Genomic DNA, 22,476 nt, shown 5'->3' with positions numbered 1-22,476 from the left:
CCCGGGCTGTTGCGTCAGCGCCCTTCCTGGCCCAGATCGGCCAGCGGATGCGCCTCGCCCTCGGGCCAGGGTTCTTCGAAAAACTTCTGCACCCAGGCGTCGGTGGCCATGTCCATGACGGCGGGATTCCAGCGTGGATTCTTGTCCTTGTCGATCAGCAAGGCGCGGATGCCTTCGGCGAAATCGCCATGGGCGGTACATGCCAGCGCCGCGATGTATTCGGCACGGAATACGTCGTCAAGCGAGCGCAGACGCGTACGTTGCTGCAAGGCGAAAGCCAGGCGCACCGAGCCCGGCGAACCCGCCAGCATGGTGGATGCCGCGCGCGCCAGCCAGGGGTCGGCGTGGTCTTTCAGCAGCGCCAGTTCTTCGTAGATCTCGTCCAGGCGGTTGCCGTTGCACAGGTTGTTGATCAGGAAGGAATGCTGGCGCAGGTGGCCGGGGTCCAACGGCGTCTGCGGCTCCAGCGCGGTCAGCGCGCGGCGCAGCAGGCCGTCATTGATGGAACGCGGTGCCATGGCCTCTTCCGATGCGCCCGCCGTCAGCCCCGCCCAGGGCTGTTCTTCCAGCGACGCCAGCAACTTGGGCCAGTCCGCGTGGTTCAGGCGGAAGTCCGCCAGGCCCGCGAAGAAGGCGTCCGCCGTATTCATCTGGGCGCCGGTCAGCGCCAGGAACAGGCCAATGCGGCCCGGCATGCGGTTCAGCAGCCAACTGCCGCCCACGTCCGGGAACAGGCCGATTGACACTTCCGGCATCGCCAGCCGTGAACTTTCGCTGACCACGCGGTGGCTGGCGCCCATCATCAGGCCGATGCCGCCGCCCATGACAATGCCATGGCCCCAGCACAGCACGGGCTTCGGATAGGTATGGATGCGGTAGTCCAGGCGGTACTCGTGCTCGAAGAAGCGGCGCGCGTAGGCGTTGCTCCAGCCGCTCTTGCCCTGGTTTTCGGTCATGCTGCGATACAGGCCGTGCAGGTCGCCCCCTGCGCAAAACGCCTTTTCGCCCGCGCCTTGCAGCACTACCAGCGCCACGCCGGGATCGCGCGCCCATTCGTCCAGGCGCTCCGCCAGCAAGTCCACCATTTCCAGCGACAGGCCATTCAGCGTCTGCGGCGCGTTCAGCGTCGCAATGCCGAAGCGCACGCCGTTCGCCGCGCTTCTTTCTTCGAACAACACCGGTGCATTCATCTTATGTCGGCTCCTTTTTCCAACAATTGGCGGGCAATGATCACGCGCATGATCTCGTTGGTGCCCTCCAGAATCTGATGAACGCGAGTATCGCGCACCAAGCGCTCCAAGGGATAGTCCTTCAGGTAGCCATAACCGCCGTGTATCTGTTGCGCGTCCAGGCAGATCTGAAATCCCATGTCGGTGGCGAAGCGCTTGGCCATGGCGCAATAGGTGGCAGCATCCGGCGCGCCGGCATCCAGCTTGCAGGCGGCCAGGCGCACCATCTGGCGCGCCGCGACCAGGTGGGTGGCCATGTCCGCCAGCTTGAATTGCAGCGCCTGGAATTCCGCCAGGCGGCGGTTGAACTGGTGGCGCTCGTCCATGTAGCGGCGCGCGGCGTCCAGCGCGCCCTGGGCCGCGCCCACCGAGCAGGTGCCGATATTGATGCGGCCGCCGTCCAGCCCTTTCATGGCGATCTTGAAGCCTTCGCCCTCCTGGCCCAGCAGGTTGCCGGCCGGCACGCGCACGTTCTCGAAAGTGATGGGCCGCGTGGACTGGCTGTTCCAGCCCATTTTTTCTTCTTTGCGGCCGTAGCTGATGCCCGGGGTGTCGGCGGGCACCGCGAATGCGCTGATGCCGCTTGCGCCCTCGCCTCCGGTGCGCGCCATGACCACCAGCAGGTCGGTGTCGCCCCCGCCCGAAATAAAGGCCTTGGCGCCGTTCAGCACGTAATCGTCACCATCGCGCTGCGCGCGCGTGGACAGGGACGCGGCGTCGGAACCCGCGCCGGGCTCGGTCAGGCAGTACGACGCCAGCTTCTGGCCGCTGGCGAGTTGCGGGCCCCAGGCCTCGCGCAAGGCAGGCTGCCCCCATTTGCCGACCATCCACGTCGCCATGTTGTGGATGGTCAGGAAGGCCGTGGTCGACGGGTCCACCGCGGCCATTTCCTCGAACACCAGGGTGGCGTCCAGGCGCGGCAGGCCCAGGCCGCCGATGTCTTCGCTGGCATAGATGGCGCAGAAGCCCATTTCGCCGGCCCGGGCAAAGGCCTCGCGGGGAAAGATGCCCTCGGCGTCCCAGCGCGCGGCATGGGGGGCCAGTTCACCCTCGGCATAGTCGCGGGCGGCCTGCGCAAACGCGCGCTGCTCGTCGGTCAGTTCCAAGTCCACAGCCTGTCTCCTGATGGTGTCGGTGTTGTCTGTTGGCGTAGCGGGTTGTCTCGTGAACGTCCGCCGGTCGATTTTGGCATGACGTTAACGTAAACGTAAATATGAAACCGCGTTTATGTTACGCCGGATGCCCGGACGGGATTTGTCTTAATAGTGACAATGTCGGCCCGGGCGAGCGCCCAGCGCGCGTGAGGCGCGCCGGCGTGTTACAGCGGCTCGATTACAGCAGCCAGATTTCAGCAGCTCGGTTACAGCTGCCCGATCACAGCAGCCCGGCTGGCCGCACCCGGCCGTTCCTGGCCGTCTTGGCGCGCCGGTGTTCGGCGCGACGGCGGCGTGATTCCTTCGGGTCGAAGCTCAGGCCACGATAGATTTCAACGCGGTCACCTTCCGCCAGTCTGGACTGCGGCTCGGCCGCCTTGCCGAAAATACCCACGCCCCGCTCCCAAGCTTGCACCACGGGAAACGCTTGCGCGAACCCGCTGGCCGCCAACGCGTCGGACACGGTGGCGCCCTCGGGCAGGCGCAGTTCGCGCAACCACACATGGCCCGGCAAGGCATAGCAGACGCTGACGTTGATCAGCGCGGCCACGGAGGGCTCATTCGCCATACTTGGCCTGCGCCCGCTTGGTGAAGGAATCAATGAAGCTGGTGGCGATACGGTTGAAGACGGGCCCCACCACCATTTCAAGCGCGCGGTTCGAAAACGCGTACTCCATGGTGAACAGGACCTTGCAGGCGTCTTCCGCCAAGGGTTGGAATTCCCAATGCCCGACCAGGCTGGAAAACGGGCCATCCACCAGTTCCAGGTCGATCCGGTCGGGATAGACGTGGGTGTTGCGCGTGGTGAAGCGCTGCTTCATGCCCGCAAAACTGATCAGGATGGAGGCCTGCATGCCGTGCTCATCGCGGCTTTGCACCTCGGCCCCGCCGCACCACGGCATGAACTCGGGGTACTTCTCCACGTCGGCAACCAGGTCGAACATCTGGGCGGCGCTGTAAGGCACCAGGACGGATCGTTGTACTTTGTGCATCGACTATCGCAAATGGCTAGAATGGCAAGATTTTACCGGCACCGCGCACCATGAGCCTAATGAGGCGCTTTTTGCAGCGAGCAAATTGGCGTTATCCAGAAAAAAGGCGTTATGAGCAAAAAAGGCGCTAAGCGCAAAAAGGCGTTATGAGCATTATCGACAACCGCAAGGCCTCGCACGACTATTTCATTGAAGACCGCTACGAAGCCGGCCTTGTCCTGCAAGGCTGGGAAGTCAAAGCGATCCGTGACGGCCGCGTGCAGCTAAAGGAAAGCTACGTCATCGTACGCGACGGCGAACTGTACCTGCTGGGCATGCACGTCAGCCCGCTGCCCACGGCGTCCACCCACATTCACCCCGATGCCATGCGCACGCGCAAGCTGTTGCTCAAGGCCGAGGAAATCAGCAAGCTCATCGGCAAGGTCGAGCAGCGCGGCTACACGCTGGTGCCGCTGAACCTGCACTACAAAAATGGGCGCATCAAGCTGGACTTCGCGCTGGGCCGTGGCAAGAAGCTGTTCGACAAGCGCGACACCGCGCGCGAAAAAGACTGGCAGCGTGAGAAAGAACGCATCATGAAGCACGACACGCGCGCGCCGCGCAAAGACAAGGACGATTGAACCAGCCCGCTTGAACCAAGCCGATTGAACCAGGCCGACTGAACCAGGCCGACTGAACCAGACCGACTCATCCACACCGTTTGATTCAGGCCGCCGCCGGCAAGCGGTTGGCCGGCTCGCCCGGCCCGACGATGCGGTTGCGCCCCGCCTCCTTGGCTCTGTAAAGCTTGCGGTCGGCGCGCTCGAAGAACACCTGCAGGTTTTCGCCGGGCACCCATTCGGCCACGCCCGCGCTGAACGTATAGGAAATGGTGCTGCCACCATGCGAGCAAGGGGTGCGCCGCACGGAGTCCAGCAACCGGGCCGCCACGTCCATGACGGCGTCGGCCCGCATGTCCGGAAACAACACGCCGAACTCCTCGCCACCCACGCGGCCGACATGGTCACCCGTACGTAATGTGGCGGTAGCCAGCAAGCCAAAATGGCGCAGCACGGCATCACCCGCCACATGGCCATGCGTATCGTTGATGCGCTTGAAGTAATCGACATCCAGCAGCAGCAAGGTCAAGGGCCGCCGCGTGCGCAGCGCCTGCGCGCAATAGCGCTCGGCCTGCAGCCACCACGCCTTGCGCGACATCAACCCCGTCAGGAAATCCGTATTCGCTTCCTGCTCGCGGTCTGCCAGCATGCGGTCGTGGATGATCATGATGGTGCCTAGCGTCAGACACGGCATGATCAGCACGCCCAGGGTCAGGAAGGCGATGTTCCAGGCGCTGGGCTCCAGCAACGGCAACGGCAGCGCCCATTCCAGCAGATAGACGGCGGCCCGCAACGCGCAGAGCGCCGCGGAAATGACAGACACCGCCCACACGAAACGGTAGCTGTAGCGGGAACGGTGCGTAGGCATGTTGCGCTGAACCGTGACTGCCACCGCCAGCAGAAAGCCCATTTGCAGCAGCGACATCACCACGATGCGCGGCCCGACCCGCCAATCCACATAGGTGTAGGCCAGCAGCACCACCAGCGCCAGCAGGCAAGCCAGCGTCATCAGGTGCTTGGGCACGCTTAAACCCAACAGCCGCCGCACGCCCGAGTAATACGAGAACAGCGCAAGCCCGATCGCCGCGTTCGGCACCACCACCGACAACCACCAGGGCGCCGACGTGTTCTGGAGCGCAAACGTAAAAAACGCCAACAGCGTTAGCAAGTTGGCGCGTATGGTTTCGCGGATGCCGGCCATGCCGCTGCGAGCCAGCGACCCCAGCACGCAGAGCGATAGCACCCCCGCCAGTGCTGCTATCAAAAGCAAATTAACGGGAGCGATCATGGGCGGCGCGCCGCGAAGCGCGGGGTCAGGTGTTGCGCGTGGCTTTCACGATGGTCATGGCCGAGGCAATCATGCCGCCCACGTCCGACATATTGGCCGGCAGGATCAGCGTGTTGCCTTCCTTGGCCACATTGGCGAATGCCTCGACGTAGCGTTCGGCCACCTTAAGGTTGACGGCTTCCATGCCGCCCGGCTGGCGCACGGCGTCGGCCACCTGCGTAATGGCCTTGGCGGTGGCTTCGGCAATGGCCAGCACCGCGGCGGCTTCACCTTGCGCCTGGTTGATCTGCGCCTGCTTCTCGCCTTCCGAACGGGCAATGGCGGCTTCGCGTTCGCCGGTGGCGATGTTGATCTGTTCCTGGCGGCGGCCTTCCGAGGCCGCGATCAGCGCACGCTTTTCACGTTCGGCGGTAATTTGCGCCTGCATCGAACGCAGGATCTCGTTGGGCGGCGTCAAGTCCTTGATCTCGTAGCGCAGCACCTTCACGCCCCAGTTCAGCGCGGCCTCATCCAGCGACGACACGATGTTGCTGTTGATGGAATCGCGCTCTTCAAAGGTGCGGTCCAGTTCCATCTTGCCGATGACCGAACGCAGGGTGGTTTGCGACAACTGCGTAATGGCCGAGATGTAGTTCGACGAGCCGTACGACGCGCGCATCGGATCAGTCACCTGGAAGTACAGCACGCCATCAACCTGCAACTGCGTGTTGTCACGCGTGATGCAGACCTGGCTGGGCACGTCCAGCGGAATTTCCTTCAACGAATGCTTGTAGGCCACGCGCTCGATGAAGGGAATGACAAAGCCCGCGCCGGGCGACAGCACGCGGTCGAACTTACCCAGGCGCTCGACCACCCAGGCATGCTGTTGGGGCACGATGGCAATCGACTTGATGACGATCAGGACCGCCAGCGCGACAACAACGAGCAGGACGATAGTGGATGTATCGATCATGATTTGGAACCTCTCCTGGAGTAAATGCGATGGCGCTCCGGCCTGAAGCCAAGAGCGCCTTGCGGGCCGCGCGTGGCGCGAGCCGGTTCTACCTTGCCGTACCCGGCGCGGCCATGGGCGTCAGCACCAGGGTCGAGCCGCGCAGTTCGGTAATGATGTATTCGCCGGCGGCGGGCGTTTGCCCCGGCGCCAGTTCTGCCTGCCAATGGGCGCCGCGATACCAGACGCGGGTGGTGCCGTGTTCGGACCACGAATCCACGGAAACCGTCTGGCCGATGTCCAGATTCACATCGGCGTTACGCGCGGAATTGACCTCGCGCTTTTTCAGCACGCGCGTCTTGCGCAACACCAGCAAGCCCAGCAGCAACACCACGCCACACGCCACCAATTGCCATTCCAGGCCACTGCCGAACCAGGCGGCGGCCCCGGCTGCCGCCAGCCCCAGGGCCACCAGCAGCAGATAGAAAGTACCCGTCGCCAATTCCCCGATAAGGGCCAGCGCGGCCAATCCCAGCCAGATCCACATAGTCGTAATGCCGCCCGAAAGGATGAGTCGTGTGCGGATTGTACGTATTTCCGGGACGCAACGGTAAGGCAGCCGCCATCAGGAATGTTTGCGCTGGATTATGATGTGCCCTGACGCGCCGATCCCACCCGGATTGCCCGTGTCGGCCTATTCCAAGCACACCTACCCATGACCGCTGCAATATCCCCTGCCCTGCCCGTCTTGATCCTGCACACCGGCGATCCGGAAGACACACTTAAAAGCCAGTTCGGCGGCTATGCCGAACAATTGAAAGAAGCGGCCGGACTGGCCGCCGACGCCGTCGAAATCGTCTCCGTCCACGAGGGCCAACGCCCCCAGCCCCCCGCCCACTACCGCGCCGCGCTGATCACGGGTTCGCCCGCCATGGTCACGGACAAGGAACCCTGGAGCGAAGACACCGCCGCGTGGCTGCGCGAAGCCGCCGCCGCTGAACTGCCCATGTTCGGCGTTTGCTATGGCCACCAGTTGCTGGCGTATGCGCTGGGCGGCAAGGTGGGCTACAACCCGGCGGGCCGCGAAGTCGGCACCCAAACCGTCGAATTGCTGCCGCCAGCCTCTGGCGACAAGCTGCTGGCCAGCCTGCCTCGCACCTTCCCCGCGCAGATGCTGCATGCCCAGACCGTGTTGCAACCACCGCCCGGCTCGGCCGTGCTGGCGCGCTCGGACCTGGACGAGCACCAAATGATCCGCATCGGCCGTAACGTCTTTTCCACCCAGTTCCATCCCGAATTCGGCCCTGATTTCGTGCGCGCCCACCTGGACCGCTACAGCCGCCGGTACGCGGCCGAAAACCTGGATATTCCCGACCTGACGGCGAACGTGCGCGCCACTCCGGTGGCGGGCGGGCTGCTGCGCCGTTTCCTGGACGCCTACGCGCCCGCCTGAACGGCCGCGCGCAACATCCGGAGTGCGGCGCCCGGCGGGGACTGAGACGATGGACCCAAGCGCAATCCACCCCGCGCATGTCAGGAGTCACGTATGAGCCACGCCGCCGCCCCCTTGAGCAAACAGCACGCTGCCGCCGTCGAGCGCGCCTGCCGCGCCCTGGAGGCCGAGCAGCCGCCCGACCTGAACACGCTGGCCGAACAGGCCGGCATGAGCCGCTTTCACTTTCACCGCGTCTTCAAGGCAGCTACGGGCATCACCCCCAAGGCCTACGCCAACGCGCTGCGCGCCAGCCGCGCGCGCCTGCAATTGGAACGCAGCGCCAGCGTCACCGACGCGATGTATGACGCGGGCTTCAATTCCAGCGGCCGCTTCTACGAGGCCGCCCCCGCCATCCTGGGCATGACGCCCACTGCCTTCCGCAAAAACGGCGCGGGCATCGACATCCGCTTCGCGGTGGCGCAGTGCTCGCTGGGCGCGCTGCTGGTGGCGGCCACCGGTACCGGCATCTGCGAGATCGCCCTGGACGCCGACCCCGAACAACTGGTGCGTAACTTGCAAGACCGCTTCAAGGCCGCCCGGCTGATCGGGGCCGACGACGAATTCGAAACCTGGGTGGCGGCCGTGGTGGGCTTTGTTGAAGACCCGTCGCGCGGGCTGGACCTGCCCCTGGACGTGCGCGGCACCGCCTTCCAGCGCCGGGTGTGGGAAGCGCTGCGCGACATTCCCGTGGGCACCACCGCCACCTACTCGCAAGTGGCCGAACGCATCGGCTCGCCGCGCGCCGTGCGGGCGGTGGCACGCGCCTGCGCCACCAACAGCATCGCGCTGGCCATCCCTTGCCATCGCGTCGTCCGCACCGACGGGTCGATGGCGGGCTATCGCTGGGGCGTGGACCGCAAGCGCGAGTTGATCGCGCGCGAATTGAAGGCGGCCTAGCTCGCCTTCCCCTACCCCGACTCCTGACGAAAAAAAGCCCTGCACCAATAACGATGCAGGGCTTTTTGTTGGGGGCTTAGCCGCTTATTGCTTGGCCAGGCGCTGCCAGGTGTCGACCACGGTATCCGGGTTGAGCGACATCGACAGAATGCCCTCGTCCTTCAACCACTGCGCGAAGTCCGGGTGGTCGCTGGGGCCTTGGCCGCAGATACCCACGTACTTGTTGGCGGCCAGGCAAGCCTTGATCGCGCGGCGCAGCATGAACTTCACGGCTTCGTCGCGTTCGTCGAAGTCGGCGGCCAGGAGCTCCATGCCGGAATCGCGGTCCAGGCCCAGGGTGAGCTGGGTCATGTCGTTGGAACCGATCGAGAAGCCGTCGAAGAATTGCAGGAATTCGTCGGCCAGGATGGCGTTGGACGGCACTTCGCACATCATGATCAGCTTCAGGCCGTTTTCACCGCGCGCCAGGCCGTGCTTGGCCAGCAGGTTCACAACCTTCTCGGCCTGACCCAGCGTGCGCACGAACGGCACCATGATTTCAACGTTGGTCAGGCCCATGTCGTCGCGAACCTTCTTCAGCGCTTCGCATTCCATGCGGAAGCACTCGGCGAAGTCCTCGGCGATGTAGCGCGATGCGCCACGGAAGCCCAGCATGGGGTTCTCTTCCTCGGGCTCGTAGCGCGAACCGCCCACCAGCTTGCGGTATTCGTTGGACTTGAAGTCCGACATGCGCACGATGACTGGCTTCGGGTAGAACGCAGCGGCAATCGTCGCCACGCCTTCGGCCATCTTTTCAACGAAGAACGCGCGCGGGCTGGCATGCCCACGGGCGGCCGATTCCACGGCCTTCTTCAGTTCGCCGTCCACGTTCGGGTAGTCCAGGACTGCCTTCGGGTGGATGCCGATGTTGTTGTTGATGATGAATTCCAGACGCGCCAGGCCCACGCCGCCGTTCGGAATCTGCGCGAAGTCGAAGGCCAGTTGCGGGTTGCCCACGTTCATCATGATCTTCAGATCGATGGCGGGCATTTCGCCGCGGCGCACTTCTTCCACTTCGGTTTCGATCAGGCCGTCATAGATGCGGCCTTCGTCGCCTTCCGCGCAAGACACGGTCACGGCCTGGCCTTCCTTCAGCAGGTCGGTGGCGTTACCGCAACCCACCACAGCCGGAATGCCCAGTTCGCGCGCAATGATCGCGGCGTGGCAGGTACGGCCGCCACGGTTCGTCACGATGGCCGCGGCACGCTTCATCACGGGTTCCCAGTTGGGGTCCGTCATGTCGGTGACCAGCACGTCGCCCGGCTGGACCTTGTCCATGTCGGAGATGTCGCCCACCACGCGCACGGGGCCTGCGCCGATCTTCTGACCGATTGCGCGGCCGGTGATCAGGACCTGGCCGGTGGCCTTCAGGCGGTAGCGTTGCTGCACATCGTTCACGCCCTGCTGCGACTTCACCGTTTCCGGGCGCGCTTGCAGGATGTAGATCTTGCCGTCGACACCGTCACGGCCCCATTCGATGTCCATCGGGCGCTTGTAGTGCTGTTCGATGATGACGGCATAGCGGGCCAGTTCATTGACCTCGTCGTCGGTCAGCGAGTAGCGGTTGCGCTCGGACACGGGCACGTCCACGGTACGCACGGCGCGGCCTTCCGGACGCTCGGGGTCGAATTCCATCTTGATCAGCTTGGAGCCGATGCGACGGCCAACGATGGGGAACTTGCCTTGGGCCAGCGTGGGCTTGAAGACGTAGAACTCGTCGGGGTTGACCGCGCCTTGCACCACGGTTTCGCCCAGGCCGTACGACGACGTGATGAACACGACGTCTTCAAAGCCGGATTCGGTGTCGATGGTGAACATGACGCCGGCGCTGCCCTTGTCGGAACGCACCATGCGCTGGATGCCGGCCGACAGGGCCACATCGGCGTGGGCGTAGCCCTTGTGCACGCGATAGGAAATGGCGCGGTCGTTGTACAGCGAGGCGAACACGTGGCGGATCTTGTCCAGCACGTCATCGATGCCCACGACGTTCAGGAAGGTTTCCTGCTGGCCGGCAAAGGACGCATCGGGCAGGTCTTCCGCCGTGGCGGATGAGCGCACCGCAAACGAGCCCTTGCCGTCAGCGTCGAGCTTGGCAAAGGCTGCACGGATTTGTGCTTCGAATTCAGCCGAGAACGGCGCTTCGACGATCCATTGGCGAATCTGCGCACCGGCGTTGGCCAGTTCGCGCACGTCTTCGGGGTTCAGCGTGGTCAGGCGTTCAGCAATGCGCTGATCCAAGCCCGAAGCCTTCAGGAAATCGCGGAAAGCGTCGGCGGTCGTGGCAAAGCCGCCCGGCACGCGGACGCCCGCGCCAGACAGCTGGCTGATCATTTCGCCTAGTGATGCGTTCTTGCCTCCTACCGAGTCCACGTCCGTCATGCGGAGCTGCTCGAACAAAACAACATACGACATTGAAGTCACCTTTTACAATGGAATGAAAGCGAGTTAGGTCAAAGCACGAATCGGCGGAAAATCCCGCTTTTTCAGACGCTGACCAAACTGGCCTTGGACCGCCCTTGGGGTGACTTATAGGGGCCTGATTGTACTCGGTGGAGTACCCTCGGCTATCTGACTGGTTGGAATTTTTTACACATGACATCTACCCCGATCGCACGCACGGTATACATCGTTTCCGACAGCACGGGCATCACCGCCGAGACCTTCAGCCAGTCGGTGCTGTCCCAGTTCGAAGAGGTGGAATTCAAGCCCATCCGGCTGCCTTTTGTCGACACGCTGGAGAAGGCGGCCGAGGTCGCCATGCGCATCGACCGCAGCGCGCTTGAAGCTGGCGTGCCGCCCATTGTGTTCAGCACCTTGGTCAACCCCGAGATCCTGGCGCGCGTTCGCCAGGCGAACGGCATCTTCATGGACCTGTTTGGTACCTTTGTCAGCCACATCGAACAGGCGCTGGGCTTGAAGTCCAGCCATTCCATCGGCCGCTCGCACATGCAGGCCAACTCGGAAAAATACCGCAACCGGATCGACGCCATCAACTTCAGCCTGGCGCATGACGACGGCCAGTTCGTCAATCAACTGGACCAGGCCGACGTCATTCTGGTGGGTGTGTCCCGCTGCGGCAAGACGCCCACCAGCCTGTACCTGGCCATGCAGTACGCCATCAAGGCGGCCAATTTCCCGCTGACGCCCGATGACTTCGAGCGCGGCACCCTGCCCTCGACCATCGCCCCGCACCGCGGCAAGCTGTTCGGGCTGTCCATCCAGCCCGAACGCCTGGCGGAAGTGCGTAACGAACGCCGTCCCAACAGCCGCTATGCGCAGCTAGAGCAGTGCCGCTACGAAGTGGCCGAAGCCGAACGCATGATGCGCCGCGAGGGCATTTCGTGGCTGTCCAGCACCACCAAGTCGATCGAAGAGATCGCCACGACGGTGCTGCAGGAAGTGGGGCTGGATCGGGGTTGAGCGGGTTGAGCGGGTTGCCCGCTCGTAGCCTTACAGGCCTGGCACCCGCTCGGGGCTCGCGGCCCCCCAATAGCGCAAGCCGCGCATTTCGTTTTCTGCCAATTCCGGCGGATCAACCAGATGCATCGACAAATTGCCCACGGCCCCCGTGGCGCCATACACCTCGGCCATGACGCGGATATAGCGCGTCTGGCCGGGATCCAGCATGAAGCTCACGCCGTCGCCGGTCCAGTACAGGTTGGTGACGACATAGCTGCCGGCAGGCCGGTCAACAAAGAAGAAGGCGCCGGGCTTATTGCGTCCGACCACTTCGCCATTGACGCGCATCTTCTGCTGCGCGGCTGCCAGATTGGTCGGCTGCGGCTGATAGAAATAGATGCGGCCATTACCCTGGGCAATGGGCGGAATGCTGCCTTGCAGCGCTTCATACTTGCCCCCGGCGCAACCCGCCAGCACGGTCACGATGGCGGCTGCCGCCAAGCCTTTGAACCACGATTTCATTGACGCATCTCCACGGGCAATGTGACAGGACGGGTAAGCGGCATATACGCGCTTTCGCCCGGCAAGTAAAAACCGAGCAGCCGACCCGACGAGGCAACCAGATAGGCCTCACCCTGACGCCGGGTTTGAATCGTGAACAGGCCGTCCTGGGCGCGGTAGACGTCGCCCTGCGGCAAGGCGCCCACGCGACGCCATTGCGAGCCTGCCCGCAGCGTTACGCTGCTTTCGTTCGGCAACGACGCGATGACCAGCCTGGACAGTTGAATGGTGTAGACGGGGTCTGCCGCCGCCACCGGGACCATGCCGATCTTCTGCGTGCTGACCGACATGCATCCCACCAGCGCGACCACGCAAGACGCCAGCAGCAAGCCCTGCGCCCCGCGTGCAAAACGCGCATGAAATCTATGAAACTGCGATGACGCCATAGCCACCTCGGATTTGCAAAGCGTGAAGTATATGAGTACGACAGACTTTTACAAAACGTGCCGCATCGCGACAGCTTCCGCTACGGCGGTGCGGTTTGCGCCTTGTCAGCGGGCTGGCGCGGCCAACGCCTGACGGCGCTGCTCGAACAGGCAAATCGCCGCGGCCGCGCCGACATTCAGCGACTCGACCGCGTCCATGTCATGCGGGATGCAGACCTTGAGGCTGGCCGCGGCCAGCAATGCCGGCGCCACGCCTTGGCCTTCATGCCCGAAGACCCATGCACACCGTTGCGGCAGGCTTCCTGAATACAGGTTTTGCGCGCCGTCCAGGGCTGTGGCCACCAAGGGCAGCCGCAACCGCGCCAGCAGATCCGTCAGATCAACGTGCTCGTGGATCGCCAGCGAAAAATGGGCGCCCTGCCCGCTGCGCAAGACTTTCGGTGACCAGGCGGCGGCCGTGCCGGTTGCCAGGAACACGCGCTTCACACCGGCGGCGGCACAAGTGCGCAACAAGGTGCCGACGTTGCCGGGGTCCTGGATACGATCGAACAGCACGCAGTTTTCTTCCACGGTGGCCGGCATGTCCAGGACGGGCGGCGTGACCAGGAACGCCACCCCCTGCCCGCTTTCCACGCTGGCCAAGGACTGCATCAGCCGGGCGTCCAGGGCCAGGCATCGTTCATCAGGCACGGCGGCCGCAAGCGCGGCAATGTCGGGTTGCGACAGGCGATCAACGTCAAAGACGGCCTGATAGGGCGCGCCATGGTGCTGCAACCAGGCTTGGCACAGGTGCACGCCATCAAGCAGGACGGGCGCGCCGCGCTTGCCAGCCGTGCCAGCCAGCTTGGCCAGAGCCTTGACCGCGGGGTTCTCACGGGAACTGATGTGCTTCATGACGCCAGGCTGAATGCCTTGATGGGCGCGAAACTGCGCCGATGTTCGGCGCAGGGACCATGTTCGCGCAGCATCTGCAGGTGCAGCGCCGTGCCGTAGCCCTTGTGCTGGTCGAACGCATATTGGGGATACAGACTATGTAGGCGCAGCAGATCGGCATCGCGCGCCGTCTTCGCCAGGATCGACGCCGCGGAAATGGCGGGCACCAGCGCATCGCCCTTGATGACGGTCTGCACCGTGCAACCCAGCTTGGGCGCCTGGTTGCCGTCCACCAGTGCAAGCTGCGCCGGGATGGACAGCCCCTGCACTGCCCGCTGCATCGCCAGCATGGTGGCGCGCAGAATATTCAGGGTGTCGATCTCTTCTACGCTGGCGCTGGCGACGCACCAGGCCAAGGCGTATTCCTGGATTTCAAGCGCCAGGGCTTCTCGGGTGGCGGCCTTCAGCACCTTGGAGTCCGCCAGCCCGTCAATGGGCCGCGCGGGGTTCAAGATTACCGCCGCCGCGTAGACGGCGCCCGCCAACGGGCCGCGGCCCGCCTCGTCGACGCCGGCCGTGACCATGGCGGGCTGCACCGGGGCCGCGAACAGGTCAGGCTGCTCCACCCGCCACCTCCAGGATCGCCTGGGCAGCCAGGGCTGGCGTGTCGCGCAGCAATTCCTGGTGCATGGCGGTAAAGCGGGCCTCAACGCGGGCAATCAGCGCATCATCGGTCAAGGACGCCCATGTCGCCTCGGCCAGCTTTTCGGGCGTGGCGTCGTCTTGCAGCAATTCGGGCACGGCGAAGTCGCGCAACAGCACGTTGGGCAGGCCCACCCACGGCAGATACGGCCGTTGCTGCCCCGACTTCCAGGTCATGATGCGGCGCATCCACGGCGACAAGACGTAGGAAATCACCATGGGGCGCTTGTACAGCGCCGTTTCCAGCGTGGCGGTACCGCTGGCCACCAGCACCGCGTTGGCGGCTTCCATGACCGACCAGGCCACCGGGGCCTTGCGGTCGCCACCGGCACCATGCAGATCGTCAGCGGTGATGCAGCGCAGGCCGGGCACCGGGTGCTCGGCCAGAATCGCCTGGAATTCGGCGCGCCGCTGGTCGTTGACCATGGGCACGACGCACTGCAAAGCGGGATCTTTTTTCAGCAGCAATTGCGCCGCTTGCAGAAAGCGCGGCGCCAGCAGGCGGATCTCGGACGAACGGCTACCCGGCAAGATGGCCAGCACGCGCGCGTTCGGATCGATGCCGAGGCTTGCGCGCGCGGCGGCGCGGTCCGGCTGCATGGGAATGGCGCCGGCCAGCGGATGGCCCACATACGTCACCGGAATGTTTTCTTTCCGGTAGATCTCTTCCTCGAACGGGAACAGCACCAGCATGTGCGACACCGATTCGCGGATCTTATGAATGCGTTCATAGCGCCACGCCCAGATGGACGGCCCCACGAAATGCACCGTGGGCGTACCTGCCAGGCGCAGTTGATGTTCCAGCCGCAAATTGAAATCAGGCGCGTCGATGCCCACGAACACCTTGGGCGGCTCGGCCAGCCAGCGGCGTTTGACGTCGCGATAGGTGGAAAGCAAGCTGGGCAGGCGCTTGAGTGCATCGACGTAGCCGAACACGGTCAGCGCATGCATGGGATGCCAGGTATCGAATTCGCGCGCCTGCATTTGCGGCCCGCCTATGCCTTCGCAGCGCACGCCAGCGTCGCGCGCTTGCAGACCGGCAATGATACGACCGGCCAGCAAGTCGCCCGAAGGCTCGCCGGCCACCATGCCGATCCGCGTGTTCATGGACGAATGATGCCGCGCGATGCGACGTCCAGAAAATCAAGCATCGTTTGCAGATGCTCGGCGGCTTCCGGAGTTTCCTGCTGGCGCTTAAGGATCTCGGCGCGCGCGGCGTCCAAGGGCAAGCCACGGCGGTAGATGATTTTGTAGGCTTCGCGCAGCGCCGACACCATCACGGGCGTAAAGCCGCGGCGCTTCAGGCCTTCGACGTTGATGCCGACGGGGCGGCACGGGTTGCCGGCTGCCAGCACGAAAGGCGGCGAATCCTGCATGAGCGAGCTGTTGCCGCCCGTCATCGTGTGCGCACCCACCCGGGCGAACTGATGCACGCCGGTCAGTCCGCCGATGATGGCCCAATCGCCCACATGCACGTGTCCGCCCAACTGCACCGAGTTGGCCAAGATCGTGTGGCTGCCCACGTGGCAGTCATGTGCAACGTGCACATACGCCATGATCCAGTTGTCGCTGCCCAGCGTGGTTTCGCCGCCATCCTGGACGGTGCCAGTGTTCAGCGTGACAAATTCGCGCACGGTGTTGCGGTCGCCGATCGTCAAGCGCGTTTTTTCGCCCGCGTACTTCTTGTCTTGCGGCATGCCGCCGATAGAGCAGTAGCGATAGAAGCGATTGTCGCGCCCGATGGTGGTCACGCCATCAACCATGCAGTACGGACCAATTTCGGTCCCCGCGCCGATGGTGACGTCTGGCCCCACCACGGCGAACGGGCCGATCACGGCGCTCGGGTCGATTTTCGCGGCCGGGTCAACGACCGCGGTAGGGTGGATGTTTCCTGCCATTTACTCTTCCAGGCTACGAATCGCGCACATCAGCTTGGCGGACGCCACTTCTTGTCCGTCAACCGTCGCGCGCGCAGCGTACTTACAGATGCTGCGGCTCAGGCGTTCGGCTTCGACTTCAATGCGCAGTTGATCGCCGGGCACCACGGGGCGGCGGAAGCGCGCGCCATCGACACCGACGAGGTAGTAGGCGGTCTTGGAGCTATCGCACTTCAGCCCGCCGTTTTCGTCGGTAAACGAGAACAGCGCCGAGGCCTGGGCCATGGCTTCCACGATGAGCACGCCCGGCATCACCGGATGGTGGGGAAAGTGGCCGTTGAAAAACGGTTCATTGATCGAGACATTCTTGATGGCCACGATAGATTTGCCGGGCACCATTTCAACGACGCGATCAATCAGCAGCATCGGATAACGATGCGGCAACCTCTCCATGATCCCCTTGATGTCGAGTTCCATTTTTCTATGCTTTCCTGCGAGATGAAATTATTTTGGCGCGTGCACGCCAAGGCGGCAATCGCGCCTCTTAATCTTTTTCCAGCGTGCGCACGCGGCGGCGCAGTTGCGCCAACTGTTGTATCACGGCGGCGTTGCGCTGCCAGTCGCCATGCTCGGCATACGGGAACACGCCCGTATAGCGGCCAGGCTTGTTAATACTGGAGGTAACCGCCGTGCCACCTGAAATGTGCACGTCGTCGCCCAAGGTCAAATGGCCGGACAGCATCGCGGCGCCGCCGATGGTGCAACGTTCGCCGATGGTCGTGGACCCAGCAATGCCAACACATGCCGCCACCGCGGTGTGGGCACCGATGCGCACGTTGTGCGCCACCATGATCTGATTGTCCAGCTTGACGCCGTCCGACACCACGGTGTCGTCCAGGGCCCCCCGGTCGATGGTGGTATTGGCCCCGATTTCGACATCGTTGCCTATGGACACGCCGCCCAATTGAGGGATCTTGCCCCAGGCGCCCTGCCCCAGCGTCGGGTCCGGCGCAAAGCCGAAACCGTCCGCGCCCAACACGGCGCCACTGTGGATGATGGCCCGTTCGCCCACTTTCACCCCTTCGTAAAGGGTGACGTGTGCGTGCAGGCGGCTGCCCGCGCCGATGGATGAACCCACCCCCACGACGCAGCCTGGCCCAAGTATGGTGTCTCGACCGATGCGCGCACCCGCTTCCACCACGCAATTAGGGCCAATACGCACGCCCTCTTCGAGGACGGCATCAGGCGCAACGACGGCGGAAGGATGCGTGGACCCCGGCAGCGCCGGCCGACGCGCGGCGTCGAACCATTGCGCCACGCGGGCGTAAAGCAGATAGGGGTGCTTGCAGACCACCAGCGCAAAGGGCGGCCGATTGGCGCCGTCGGCTTCCAGCGCTTCGGCCACGTCAGCCGAGACGATGACCGCCCCCGCCTGGGTGGACCCAAGCAGGCTCTGGTAGCGCGGGTTGGCCAGGAAGGTGATTTCCTGGCTACCTGCGGAAGACAAGGTCCCGATACCGCGGACCTTGAAGGGTTCTACGCCGGGAGGCGCGCTGACGCGCCAGTCCATACCCTGGGTATTGGCGGCGCTCAACAGTGCTTCAAGGGTCGGCGCGCGAGCAAGATCCAGTAAAACCGGCATGGTGCGACGGGTACTGCTTACTTGCCCAGGCTCTGAATCACCTTGTCGGTGATGTCGATGCGCGGGTTGACCGTCACGGCGTCCTGAATGATCAGGTCGTAGTTTTCTTGCTCGGCGATGCGCTTGATGGCCTCGTTGGCCTTCGTCACGATGCCCGAGAATTCTTCATTGCGGCGGCGGTTGAAGTCTTCCTGGAATTCACGACGCTTGCGTTGCAGGTCGGTATCCAGATTGGACAACTCGCGCTGGCGCTTCACACGATCCGACTCCGACAGAACCGGCGCGTCCTTGTCGAACTTCTCGGCTTGCGAACGCAGGCTGTTGTTCAGGCGCTGGAGTTCGTCGTCGCGCTTCTTGAATTCGGCTTCGATCTTGCTTTGCGCCGTCTTGGCCGGACCCGATTCACGCAGAATCCGTTCAGTGTTGACGAAGCCGATCTTGGTGTTTTGAGCCTGCGCGGGAATCGCAGCAGCCGAACCGAGAATGAGCGCACCCACCAGGGCAATGGAGCCGCCCAGCTTGCCACGGCGCTTGGCGCGCGGCGTATTCGATGATTTAAGTGCGAAATCAGACATCATGAAAATCTCACCTTCCGTAAGGCAAAGCCAAAGTGTGTATTGTGCCACTAAACAGCAAGGGAGCCGGCCCACGGGGCCCCTCCCTTGTTTTCAAGCGTAACGGCGCGCTTAGAATCCGGTTCCGATCTGGAACTGGAAGCTTTGCTTGTCGTCGCCCTGCTTGGAGTTGAGCGGACGGGCGTAAGACAACTGCAACGGCCCCATCGGCGACTGCCACGACAGGCCGATACCGGCCGAGAAACGCCAGCCGCAAGGATCTTCGACCTCGGTGTTGTCGCGGCCGCGCGTGCAGCTCAGACCACTGCCGGCAGCAACCTGGCCCGCGTCGCTGAAGATGAACCAACGCAGCGTGCGGTCCTTGGTGGCGCCCGGGAACGGCAGATACAGCTGGGCATTGGCGACGATACGGCGCGTGCCACCCAGGTAATCGCCCGTGAGCGTATCGCGCGGACCCAGCGACGAGCCTTCGTAGCCGCGAACGGTGCCGATACCGCCGGCATAGACGTTCTTGATAACCGGGTAATCCTTGCTGCCGTAGCTGCGGCCCCAATCCACCATGCCGTTCAAGGCCAGCGTATAGGAGCCGCCCAGCGGCAGGAAGTACTGCTGCTGACCCGTCAGCATGGTGTATTGCAGGTCCACCGTGGACACGTCGGCCTTCAGGCGCGTGTACGAACCGCTGGTGGGTGCCAGGGCGCTGTCTCGCGTGTCCTTGGACCAGCCGGTGCTGAAGATGACCGAGTTGGTCGAATCGCCGTACTGCCCCACGAAGTCCTTGTAGGCCTGCGGCGAATTCGTGAACAGGTCGATCTGGTTGTGCTCGAAGTTCGCGCCCAGGAAGATCCGGTCGTATTCGGAAATCGGAATACCGAAGTTCATGCCCAGGCCGATGGCCTTGACGCGGTAGTCACCGTCGTTGTTGTTCCAGGGCTCGGTCACGCGGTAGTACGCGGACGTGGTGCGGCTGATGCCGTCCTTGGTCCAGTACGGATCGGTGTGCGACAGCACGATCGCGCGGTTGGTCTTGCTGGTGTTCAACTGCAGCGTCAGGTTGGTGCCGCTGCCGAATACGTTGTCTTCGCTGATACCAGCCGACAGAATCGCCTTTTCAGACGAGCCATAGCCCACGCCCAGGTTGATCATGCCGGTGGGCTTTTCTTTCACGTCGACGTTCACGTCGACCTGGTCGGGCGAGCCCGGAACCGGATCGGTCTTGACGTTGACGTCGCTGAAATAGCCCAGGCGGTCGACACGGTCGCGCGAGGTCTTGATGTCTTTGGCGTCGTACCAGGCGGCTTCCTGCTGGCGCATTTCGCGGCGCACGACTTCATCGCGCGTGCGGGTGTTGCCGCCGATCTGGATGCGGCGCACGTAAACACGGCGGCTTGGATCGACGTAGAACGTCAGGTCGGCTTCGTGCTTGGCGCGGTCCAGTTGCGGGTTGGGGTTGACGTTGGCAAACGCGTAGCCCAGTTCGCCCAGGTAATCGGTAATGGCCTTGGCGGAATCGTTGGCCTTGGCCGCCGAGAAGGTCTCGTCAGGCTTGACCTGCAACAGCGCGTTGATTTCCTTGTCCAGGCCCAGCAGGTTGCCCGCCAGCTTCACGCTGCGCACCTTGTAGGGTTCGCCTTCGTGGACGGTGATGGTGATGCGGATGTCTTTGCGGTCGGGCGAAATAGTGACCTGGGGAGGCTCAACCGAGAACTCAAGATAACCCTGATCCAGGTAGAACGAACGCAGGCGTTCAAGATCGCCTTCGAGCTTTTCGCGGGAATACTTGTCGGTATCGGTGTACCAGGTCAGCCAGCCCGGCGTGGTCAGCTTGAATTCGTCAAGCAGATCGCTTTCCGAGAAAGCCTTGTTGCCCACGAAACGGATTTCCTGGATGCGGGCGACATCGCCTTCGAACACGTCGAAGCTCACGCCAACGCGGTTGCGCGGCAGCGGCGTCACGGTGGACGTGACTTCAACGCCGTACTTGCCCTTGGACAGGTATTGCTGCTTCAGTTCGTATTCCGCGCGCTCGAGCATGGAGCGGTCGAAGATGCGGCCTTCGGCGAAGCCGACCTGCCCCAGCGACGTGGTGATCGCCTTGGAGTCGAATTCGCGCATGCCGTTGAAATTGACGGAGGCGATGGTCGGCCGTTCCTGCACCACGACCACAACAACGTTGTTGTCCGTCTGGATCTGCACGTCGGTGAAAAAGCCCGTGCCGTACAGGCGGCGGATGGCCTCGGTGGCTTCTTCTTCGGTGAATTTCTCGCCCACTTTCACAGGGAGATAACCGAAGACGGTGCCGGCGTCAGTCCGTTGAATTCCTTCTACGCGGATATCCCGCACGACAAAAGGGTCGAAGGCTTGGGCCATGGCCGGCAGCATTAATGCGGCGATCAGACCCGGCAGTACACCCTTTTTGTGATGAAACATCCGGCGAAAAGACATCCTTGACTATCCTCGGTCGTGCAAATGGCGGGGGATTTTATGCTAAATCGCGATTAGGTAAATAACCGCGTGAAATCGTTAAACAGCGCAAGCCCCATAAGGCCTGCCAATAAACCTATGCCGGCGCGCTGTCCAATATCGATCCACCTCGCAGGCGGCGGGCTACCCCGCACAATTTCGACGAGATAGTACAGCAGATGGCCACCATCCAGCATAGGAATGGGAAGCAAATTTAATACGCCCAGGCTGATACTGATCAACGCAATATAGGCGATATACGCAACAATGCCGATTCTGGCGGTCTGCCCGGCATAGTCCGCAATGGTGACCGGGCCGCTGATGTTGCGCCACGAGACATCACCCGTGACCATGCGACCCATCATGCGCAGCGAAAACCAGGCCGTATCCCACGTGCGGACCGCACCCAGCCATACACTTTCGAACAGGCCATAGCGCACCGTCACCATCGGCACGTCACCACCCAGCTGGACGCCAAGCCGGCCGATTTCCTGGCCGTTCACCATTTCGGGACGCGGCGTGACATTCAGCGAAATATTGGCGCCATCGCGCAGCAGCGTCAGCGTCAGCGTCTGGCCGGCGCTTTGCTGGATCTGCTTGATGACCGAGCCCGTTTCCGGCGTGGCTTGGCCGTTGATGGCGACGATGGTGTCGCCCGTGCGCAGGCCAGCGGCCTGGCCTTCGCCACCGTCGTTGACGGCGCGCACGCCCGGCTTGGGCTGAGCCAGGCGGATACCGGCGGCGGCAAGCGGATCGCCAGCGGAAGGATCCATGGCGTTGGGCTGCAAGTTCAGTTCACGTTGCTGGACCGAGCCCGACGGCGTGCTGACTTCGACCAGCGCGCGGCCGCCGGTGGACAGGACGTCCATCAGGCGCCAACGCGCATCCGACCACGACGCCACCTCTTGCCCATCAATGGCAAGAATGCGGTCGCCGGCCAGCAGGCCGGCCTGCGCGGCGGGCGATTCCGCCGTGGGTTGGGCGATGATGGCCTGCGGTTCGTCCGTGCCGGCCAGATTCAGCCCGGCATACAGGACTACCGCAAGGATCAGATTGAATAGCGGGCCGGCCGCGACGATGGCGATGCGCTGGCCGACCGGCTTGTTGTTGAACGCGCTGGCGGCTTCGGCCGGCGTGGCGCCGGCGGGCGCGTCGTCCTGCATCTTGACGTAGCCGCCCAGTGGCAAGGCGGACACGGCCCATTCGGTGCCGTGCTTGTCCGTGCGGCGCAGGATGACCTTGCCGAACCCCAACGAGAAGCGCAGCACTTTCACGCCGCACAGACGGGCCACCCAATAGTGTCCCAGCTCATGGAAGGTGATCAGTGAGCCAAGCGCTACCGCAAAGGCCAGCAGGGTGAAAAGCATGGGGATC

The 22,476-nt window shown here is 63.5% G+C and carries 23 protein-coding genes; 4 read left to right on the top strand and 19 right to left on the bottom strand.

Annotated features, from left to right (window positions below):
- Nucleotides 1–14: 14 nt before the first annotated feature.
- The 4 genes from P8T11_RS03225 to P8T11_RS03210 form a co-directional block, all read right to left on the bottom strand.
- A complete protein-coding gene (locus P8T11_RS03225; RefSeq protein ID WP_268078352.1) occupies nucleotides 15–1,190 on the bottom strand; it encodes an enoyl-CoA hydratase/isomerase family protein in 1,176 nt (391 codons plus the stop codon).
- Entirely contained in the window at nucleotides 1,187–2,341 is a 1,155-nt protein-coding gene (locus P8T11_RS03220; protein ID WP_268078353.1) for an acyl-CoA dehydrogenase family protein, read from the bottom strand. The genes P8T11_RS03225 and P8T11_RS03220 overlap by 4 nt, the downstream gene beginning before the upstream one ends.
- A 262-nt stretch (nucleotides 2,342–2,603) precedes the next feature.
- On the bottom strand, nucleotides 2,604–2,951 hold the full coding sequence (locus P8T11_RS03215) for an RnfH family protein (protein ID WP_268078354.1): 348 nt from the start codon (nucleotides 2,949–2,951) through the stop codon (nucleotides 2,604–2,606).
- Nucleotides 2,941–3,375, bottom strand: coding sequence for a type II toxin-antitoxin system RatA family toxin (locus P8T11_RS03210; protein WP_006219125.1), 435 nt, complete (start codon nucleotides 3,373–3,375; stop codon nucleotides 2,941–2,943). The genes P8T11_RS03215 and P8T11_RS03210 overlap by 11 nt, the downstream gene beginning before the upstream one ends.
- Before the next feature lie 146 nt (nucleotides 3,376–3,521).
- Between P8T11_RS03210 and smpB the strand changes: the two genes are divergently transcribed.
- Nucleotides 3,522–3,995 (top strand): SsrA-binding protein SmpB, encoded by a 474-nt coding sequence (gene smpB, locus P8T11_RS03205; protein WP_006219123.1) that lies wholly within the window; start codon nucleotides 3,522–3,524, stop codon nucleotides 3,993–3,995.
- 85 nt (nucleotides 3,996–4,080) lie between these two features.
- Here the strand turns inward: smpB and P8T11_RS03200 are convergent, their stop codons facing one another.
- The 3 genes from P8T11_RS03200 to P8T11_RS03190 form a co-directional block, all read right to left on the bottom strand.
- Entirely contained in the window at nucleotides 4,081–5,262 is a 1,182-nt protein-coding gene (locus P8T11_RS03200; protein ID WP_268078355.1) for a GGDEF domain-containing protein, read from the bottom strand.
- A 25-nt stretch (nucleotides 5,263–5,287) separates the two neighbouring features.
- Nucleotides 5,288–6,214, bottom strand: coding sequence for an SPFH domain-containing protein (locus P8T11_RS03195; protein WP_050446539.1), 927 nt, complete (start codon nucleotides 6,212–6,214; stop codon nucleotides 5,288–5,290).
- A gap of 88 nt (nucleotides 6,215–6,302) precedes the next feature.
- Entirely contained in the window at nucleotides 6,303–6,740 is a 438-nt protein-coding gene (locus P8T11_RS03190; protein ID WP_268078356.1) for an NfeD family protein, read from the bottom strand.
- Nucleotides 6,741–6,908: 168 nt separating this feature from the next.
- On the opposite strand from P8T11_RS03190, the gene P8T11_RS03185 reads away from it, so the two are divergent.
- The gene (locus tag P8T11_RS03185; protein WP_268078357.1) at nucleotides 6,909–7,646 is read left to right on the top strand and encodes a glutamine amidotransferase; all 738 of its coding nucleotides are present in this window, start codon (nucleotides 6,909–6,911) and stop codon (nucleotides 7,644–7,646) included.
- Between the two features lie 93 nt (nucleotides 7,647–7,739).
- Nucleotides 7,740–8,585 carry a bifunctional transcriptional activator/DNA repair enzyme AdaA gene (locus tag P8T11_RS03180; protein ID WP_268078358.1) on the top strand — a complete coding sequence of 282 codons (846 nt, stop codon included), beginning with the start codon at nucleotides 7,740–7,742 and terminating at the stop codon, nucleotides 8,583–8,585.
- Nucleotides 8,586–8,669: 84 nt separating this feature from the next.
- Here the strand turns inward: P8T11_RS03180 and ppsA are convergent, their stop codons facing one another.
- On the bottom strand, nucleotides 8,670–11,036 hold the full coding sequence (ppsA, locus tag P8T11_RS03175; RefSeq protein WP_050446543.1) for a phosphoenolpyruvate synthase: 2,367 nt from the start codon (nucleotides 11,034–11,036) through the stop codon (nucleotides 8,670–8,672).
- Nucleotides 11,037–11,216: 180 nt separating this feature from the next.
- Here ppsA and ppsR point away from each other — a divergent pair, with 180 nt between their 5' ends.
- A complete protein-coding gene (gene ppsR / locus P8T11_RS03170; RefSeq protein WP_264616026.1) occupies nucleotides 11,217–12,044 on the top strand; it encodes a posphoenolpyruvate synthetase regulatory kinase/phosphorylase PpsR in 828 nt (275 codons plus the stop codon).
- A gap of 30 nt (nucleotides 12,045–12,074) precedes the next feature.
- Here the strand turns inward: ppsR and P8T11_RS03165 are convergent, their stop codons facing one another.
- The 11 genes from P8T11_RS03165 to rseP all read right to left on the bottom strand — a co-directional run bounded on the left by P8T11_RS03165 (nucleotide 12,075) and on the right by rseP (nucleotide 22,469).
- On the bottom strand, nucleotides 12,075–12,545 hold the full coding sequence (locus P8T11_RS03165) for a DUF2846 domain-containing protein (protein ID WP_268078359.1): 471 nt from the start codon (nucleotides 12,543–12,545) through the stop codon (nucleotides 12,075–12,077).
- Nucleotides 12,542–12,913, bottom strand: coding sequence for a hypothetical protein (locus P8T11_RS03160; RefSeq protein ID WP_268078362.1), 372 nt, complete (start codon nucleotides 12,911–12,913; stop codon nucleotides 12,542–12,544). Before P8T11_RS03160 ends, P8T11_RS03165 begins: the two co-directional genes overlap by 4 nt.
- Before the next feature lie 162 nt (nucleotides 12,914–13,075).
- Nucleotides 13,076–13,864 carry a TrmH family RNA methyltransferase gene (locus P8T11_RS03155; protein ID WP_268078363.1) on the bottom strand — a complete coding sequence of 263 codons (789 nt, stop codon included), beginning with the start codon at nucleotides 13,862–13,864 and terminating at the stop codon, nucleotides 13,076–13,078.
- The gene (rnhB, locus tag P8T11_RS03150) at nucleotides 13,861–14,469 is read right to left on the bottom strand and encodes a ribonuclease HII (protein ID WP_418910253.1); all 609 of its coding nucleotides are present in this window, start codon (nucleotides 14,467–14,469) and stop codon (nucleotides 13,861–13,863) included. Before rnhB ends, P8T11_RS03155 begins: the two co-directional genes overlap by 4 nt.
- Complete coding sequence (lpxB, locus tag P8T11_RS03145; protein WP_268078364.1) at nucleotides 14,456–15,652, bottom strand: lipid-A-disaccharide synthase; 1,197 nt, start codon at nucleotides 15,650–15,652, stop codon at nucleotides 14,456–14,458. The genes rnhB and lpxB overlap by 14 nt, the downstream gene beginning before the upstream one ends.
- A complete protein-coding gene (gene lpxA, locus P8T11_RS03140) occupies nucleotides 15,649–16,443 on the bottom strand; it encodes an acyl-ACP--UDP-N-acetylglucosamine O-acyltransferase (protein WP_268078365.1) in 795 nt (264 codons plus the stop codon). The genes lpxB and lpxA overlap by 4 nt, the downstream gene beginning before the upstream one ends.
- Nucleotides 16,444–16,899 carry a 3-hydroxyacyl-ACP dehydratase FabZ gene (gene fabZ / locus P8T11_RS03135; RefSeq protein ID WP_006219108.1) on the bottom strand — a complete coding sequence of 152 codons (456 nt, stop codon included), beginning with the start codon at nucleotides 16,897–16,899 and terminating at the stop codon, nucleotides 16,444–16,446.
- Nucleotides 16,900–16,966: 67 nt separating this feature from the next.
- A complete protein-coding gene (gene lpxD, locus P8T11_RS03130) occupies nucleotides 16,967–18,064 on the bottom strand; it encodes a UDP-3-O-(3-hydroxymyristoyl)glucosamine N-acyltransferase (protein WP_268078366.1) in 1,098 nt (365 codons plus the stop codon).
- Between the two features lie 17 nt (nucleotides 18,065–18,081).
- Entirely contained in the window at nucleotides 18,082–18,642 is a 561-nt protein-coding gene (locus P8T11_RS03125) for an OmpH family outer membrane protein (RefSeq protein ID WP_006219105.1), read from the bottom strand.
- A gap of 108 nt (nucleotides 18,643–18,750) precedes the next feature.
- Nucleotides 18,751–21,084 (bottom strand): outer membrane protein assembly factor BamA, encoded by a 2,334-nt coding sequence (gene bamA / locus P8T11_RS03120; protein ID WP_268078368.1) that lies wholly within the window; start codon nucleotides 21,082–21,084, stop codon nucleotides 18,751–18,753.
- A gap of 53 nt (nucleotides 21,085–21,137) precedes the next feature.
- Nucleotides 21,138–22,469: an RIP metalloprotease RseP gene (gene rseP / locus P8T11_RS03115; RefSeq protein WP_268078369.1), complete on the bottom strand. Its 1,332-nt coding sequence runs from the start codon at nucleotides 22,467–22,469 to the stop codon at nucleotides 21,138–21,140.
- Nucleotides 22,470–22,476: the final 7 nt, after the last annotated feature.

Source organism: Achromobacter spanius, assembly GCF_029637605.1.
Classification (GTDB): Bacteria; Pseudomonadota; Gammaproteobacteria; order Burkholderiales; family Burkholderiaceae_B; genus Achromobacter; species Achromobacter spanius_E.
Note: the sequence above shows the minus strand (reverse complement) of the source record. Positions and strands in the feature narration are given on the sequence as shown.